Source organism: Actinomadura sp. KC06, from assembly GCF_004348735.1.
Classification (GTDB): Bacteria; Actinomycetota; Actinomycetes; order Streptosporangiales; family Streptosporangiaceae; genus Spirillospora.
The window spans coordinates 1-4958 of the sequence record NZ_SMKT01000305.1 but is presented as its reverse complement, the minus strand read 5'-3'; the positions used below and the strand labels follow the sequence as shown (position 1 = coordinate 4958).

General features: G+C 66.6%; 4 protein-coding genes and 1 rRNA gene. All 5 read left to right on the top strand.

Features of this window, described 5'->3' with window-relative positions; all coding sequences use genetic code 11:
- The first annotated feature begins 365 nt into the window (after positions 1-365).
- Positions 366-1994 (top strand): chaperonin GroEL, encoded by a 1629-nt coding sequence (gene groL / locus E1287_RS42015; protein WP_131971519.1) that lies wholly within the window; start codon positions 366-368, stop codon positions 1992-1994.
- Positions 1995-2235: 241 nt separating this feature from the next.
- A complete protein-coding gene (locus E1287_RS42010; protein ID WP_131971517.1) occupies positions 2236-2844 on the top strand; it encodes a phospholipid scramblase-related protein in 609 nt (202 codons plus the stop codon).
- A 255-nt stretch (positions 2845-3099) separates the two neighbouring features.
- A complete protein-coding gene (locus tag E1287_RS42005) occupies positions 3100-3687 on the top strand; it encodes a phospholipid scramblase-related protein (protein WP_131971515.1) in 588 nt (195 codons plus the stop codon).
- 84 nt (positions 3688-3771) lie between these two features.
- Positions 3772-4128: a hypothetical protein gene (locus tag E1287_RS42000; protein WP_131971513.1), complete on the top strand. Its 357-nt coding sequence runs from the start codon at positions 3772-3774 to the stop codon at positions 4126-4128.
- A gap of 715 nt (positions 4129-4843) precedes the next feature.
- Positions 4844-4958: ribosomal RNA gene (locus tag E1287_RS41995) — 16S ribosomal RNA — on the top strand; the annotation flags it as partial.

The window sequence follows — 4958 nt, the reverse complement described above, 5'->3', positions numbered from 1 at the left end:
CTCCGGCCTCACGGCCTGGTCCTGGCCCTGTTCAACGGACTCGTCCACGGTCGCGGACGGCTCGGCGGTCTCGGTCATGTGGCGTCTCTTCCTTGATCGTTAGATCCGCCGTTATTTGTACAGTCCCCGGGTTGGGGCCGGTTGGTGACGGTTCGGGGAACGAGGTTGTACGGCGCTTGCACTCGGCAGGGTAGAGTGCTAAAAAACGGTTGGCACTCTACTGTGGAGAGTGACAACTTCACAGTCTGGGTCGGGGCGATGAGGCCTCAGTCCGGCGGCGGAATGGCAGTCGTCGGCGGGGGCCGTCCGTCGCGGGCGTCGGCTCGATCCGTCTAAGCCACCTTGTTCCGGGAGGACTGGAGCCTATGGCTGCAAAGATGATCGCGTTCGACGAGGAGGCCCGCCGCGGTCTTGAGCGCGGCATGAACCAGCTCGCCGACGCCGTCAAGGTGACCCTTGGTCCCAAGGGCCGCAACGTCGTGCTGGAGAAGAAGTGGGGCGCCCCCACGATCACGAACGACGGTGTGTCGATCGCCAAGGAGATCGAGCTCGAGGACGCGTGGGAGAAGATCGGCGCGGAGCTCGTCAAGGAGGTCGCCAAGAAGACCGACGACGTCGCGGGTGACGGCACCACCACCGCCACCGTCCTGGCCCAGGCGCTGGTGCGCGAGGGGCTGCGGAACGTGGCGGCCGGCGCTAACCCGATGTCGCTGAAGCGGGGCATCGAGTCCGCGGTCGAGCGGGTGAGCGAGGAGCTGTCCAAGCTCGCCAAGGACGTGGAGACCAAGGAGCAGATCGCCTCCACGGCGTCGATCTCCGCCGGCGACCCGCAGATCGGCGAGATGATCGCCGAGGCGATGGACAAGGTCGGCAAGGAAGGCGTCATCACGGTCGAGGAGAGCCAGACCTTCGGTCTGGAGCTCGAGCTCACCGAGGGGATGCGCTTCGACAAGGGCTACATCTCGCACTACTTCGTGACCGACCCCGAGCGGATGGAGGCGGTCCTCGAGGACCCGTACATCCTGATCGTTCAGGGCAAGGTGTCGGCCAACAAGGACCTGCTGCCCGTCCTCGAGGGCGTCATGCAGTCCGGCAAGCCGCTGCTGATCATCGCGGAGGACGTCGAGGGCGAGGCCCTGGCCACGCTGGTCGTCAACAAGATCCGCGGGATCTTCAAGTCCGTGGCCGTGAAGGCCCCGGGCTTCGGCGACCGCCGCAAGGCCATGCTGGGCGACATCGCCACGCTGACCGGCGGCCAGGTCATCAGCGAGGACGTCGGCCTCAAGCTGGAGAACACCTCGGTCGACATGCTCGGCCGGGCGCGCAAGATCGTCATCGCCAAGGACGAGACCACGATCGTGGACGGCGCCGGTGACGCCAACGAGATCGCGGGCCGGGTCAACCAGATCCGCACCGAGATCGACAACACCGACTCCGACTACGACCGCGAGAAGCTGCAGGAGCGGCTGGCCAAGCTCGCGGGCGGTGTCGCGGTCATCAAGGCCGGCGCCGCGACCGAGGTGGAGCTCAAGGAGCGCAAGCACCGCATCGAGGACGCCGTCCGCAACGCCAAGGCCGCGGTCGAGGAGGGCATCGTCCCCGGTGGTGGCGTCGCGCTGATCCAGGCCGGCACCAAGGCGTTCGACAAGCTGGAGCTCGCGGGCGACGAGGCCACCGGCGCGAACATCGTGAAGCGCGCTCTGGAGGAGCCGCTGAAGCAGATCGCCGTCAACGCCGGCCTCGAGGGCGGCGTCGTGGTGGAGCGGGTCCGCAACCTGACCCCGGGCGAGGGCCTCAACGCCGCGAGCGGCGACTACGTCAACATGTTCGACGCGGGGATCATCGACCCGGCCAAGGTCACCCGGTCCGCGCTGCAGAACGCGTCGTCGATCGCCGCACTGTTCCTGACCACCGAGGCGGTCATCGCCGAGAAGCCGGAGAAGAACCCGGCCCCGGCGGGCGGCATGCCCGACGCCGGCGGCATGGACTTCTGACCCGGCTCCATCGGGTTCTGGCGTCCGACTCGGTACGCATACGAAGGGACGGTCCCGTACGGGGCCGTCCCTTCGGCTGTTTCGCGCGTTCCGGCGCGTAGACCGAACCTGCCCGGACGTTCGCACGTCAGACAAATTGATCAGGGTGCCCGTCCGGCCGCGGGTACCGCCCCGCTCGCCCTGGCTGCCAGGCCGTCCCGGATCCGGCGTCCATGCCGGAGGACGCCGTTAAGGAGGACATGTGAGCGACCTCTTCAGTTCTCCCGTGCTCAAGATCGAACAGCCGCGCCGCCTCCCTTCCGCGAAGTCGCAGTACAAGGTGTTCGACGCGGGCGGCACCCTGCTGGCCAGGGCGGAAGAACGAGCCGTGTCGCTGAAGCGCCAGGCGTGGCGAGCGGTGATGCTCGACGGCAGCGATCAGCGGACCGTCCAGGTGGAGAACGCCCAGGGCACACCGGTCCTGATGATCGAACGCCCGAAGACCACCCGCGCGACATGGGTCAGCACACCGGACGGCACCCTGCACGGGTCGATCCGGATGGACGCCTACGAATGGCGCTATGTGCTGCTCGACGCGGCGGAACGTCCTGTCGGGAGGCTGGACGGCAACAAGACCGCCAGGAAATTCAGGGTGCTGGACACCGCCGGAACCCACGTCGCGCAAGTCGACAAGAAATGGAAGGGCATGGCCACCGAACTGCTGACCACCGCGGACCGCTACTCGGTGACGTTCTTCCACACGCTGCCCGACCCGTTGCGGATACTCGTCGTGGCCGCGCCGATCGGACTCGATCTGATGTTGTACGAGGGAAAGGACGTGCCGGATTTCCTCGATGGCCTGACACCCTGACCGGGCAATCGTCAACCTGGACGACGCCGTCCGGCGGACACAAGTCAGTTTCCCGGGCGTGACACTCCACGTCCCTTGCCCAGGTCAGCCCAGGTAGCGAGCGCTCGGCGGCGCGGCCGGCTCCGGAATGTGCTTCCGCTGAAGGGCCGGGCTTGGCAGGATCGCCGCTTGGACGGCGCGGCGCACCGAGGGGTGCCGACGCGCCGGGACGGTGAACAGATGGTCGCCTGTGCGGCCGATGAGGCAGGAGAACGCGTGAACGAAGTGTTCAGCTCCTCGGTGCTCAAGGTCGAACAGCCTCGGAGGGGCCCGTTCGCCAAATCGCGGTACAAGGTGCTCGACGGCGGCGGCGCCGTCCTCGCCATCGCGGCGCCCACCGACGACGAGGGACGCGCCGAGATGCGAGGCGTGTTCGGCGGCAAGTCGAACCTCGACGCCAGGGCCGTCGTGTTGACGACGCCCGACGGCGACCCCGTCGTAATCGTCGACAAGCAGCGGGGACGGGAATACACCGAGATCCTCACCCCGGAAGGCGACGCCTTCGGCTCGTTCGTCACCGAACGCGTGGGGCGCCGCTATGTCGTCTACGACGGCGAGGGCACCCTGATCGGCGCCGTCTCGGTGGACGTGCCCCGGAACAATTTCGAGGTGACCGACACCGACGGCACCAAGGTCGCCCACATCCGGAAGAAATGGGCCGGCCTCGCCACCCACCTGCTGACGACGGCCGACAAGTACGCTGTGGAAATCTTCGACCCCGTGCCCGAACCATTGCGGACGATGGCCGTCATGACGGCGATCGTGATGGACATGAACCTGCACGAGGCCAAAGAGATCACCTGATCCGCGGCCATGCTTCGCAGGCGGGCTTCACGGGGTTCCCGGGGAGGGCTTCCCGGTCGTGCCGCCGCGAGGTACGTTCCGTTCGTGCAGGCCATGCCCGGGCGTCCGAACAGCTGGTGGATCTCGCCGGCGATTCCGACGATCGCGAACGGCGTGCTGGCCGCCCTCTGGGCCTTCTCCGCGCTCGGCGGCTGGGGCGCCACCGCATTCTGCGGTGAGGACGAACAACGCGATCCGGGATGCAGCTCGGGATTCGACGACGCCGTCCGCATCTCGGCGCCGGTGGCCGTTCTCGCCCTCGTCATCGCGGCGACGGCCTGGGCGCTGCCGGGCGTCCGGCAGAAACCCGATCGGCTGGACGCCCTTCTCACCGTGGCGGCAATCGTCTGGGTCCTGGCCGAAGGCGTTCTCTTCATCGGCGGATACCTGGCCAAGCCGTAAAACCGCCACGCCATCAGCGTCGTTGCCAAAAAGAAACATTGGCGTCCTGGCAACCGATGCCCGGGCGTCAGGATGGTGCAAGACCGGACAAAACCCAAGGTAGGACGGCTCTGCGCACAGAGCCGAGGCCCCGTTCCGGACGATTTGGCGCCGCCGGGATGTGCGAGCCGGTTTGACGTTCGCACCTCGGGGGCATACTGTTCACTTCGCCCCACGGGGTAGCGGACGCCGGAAGGCGGCCGGCCCGAGGGGAACCCACTACCGAACCAGCCGACGCGGCTTCGCCGCGCCCGGACTGTCGTGGTGGGACGGAAAGGCTCGGTTTTGACAATCGAGCCTAATCTGATGAAATAGCTTCACCGCCCCGGAAGAAGCCGCGCAAGTGGCAACGGCCGAGGCATCGGAAAAGGCCGAAATTGACAGTCCGGCCGGATCCGCTAAAGTAAGTCGAGTCGCCCCGGAGCGGGAAACGCGAAAGCGAATCCAGCGCGGTGGGTGTCCGTTTCTTGAGAACTCAACAGCGTGTTAAAAGCCAGTGCCTTTATACGGTCCGGTCGATGGTTTGGCCGGTCCGTCCCCGCGGCCGCCCCTTTTTGGGGGTGGTCGGGGATTTCTTTGAGGCAATGCAACCTCTTCTGGGGGTTGCGATGCTGGGATTGTTTTCCGAGGTTTGGCCGTGGTAGGAGGTTCGCCCCTTCGACTCGGTCGTTTGGCCTTAATGGAGAGTTTGATCCTGGCTCAGGACGAACGCTGGCGGCGTGCTTAACACATGCAAGTCGAGCGGAAAGGCCCCTTCGGGGGTACTCGAGCGGCGAACGGGTGAGTAACAC

Coding starts and splice junctions, on each gene's coding strand:
- groL (WP_131971519.1), top strand. CDS start 366: ATGGCTGCAAAGATGATCGCGTTCGACGAGGAGGCCCGCCGCGGTCTT.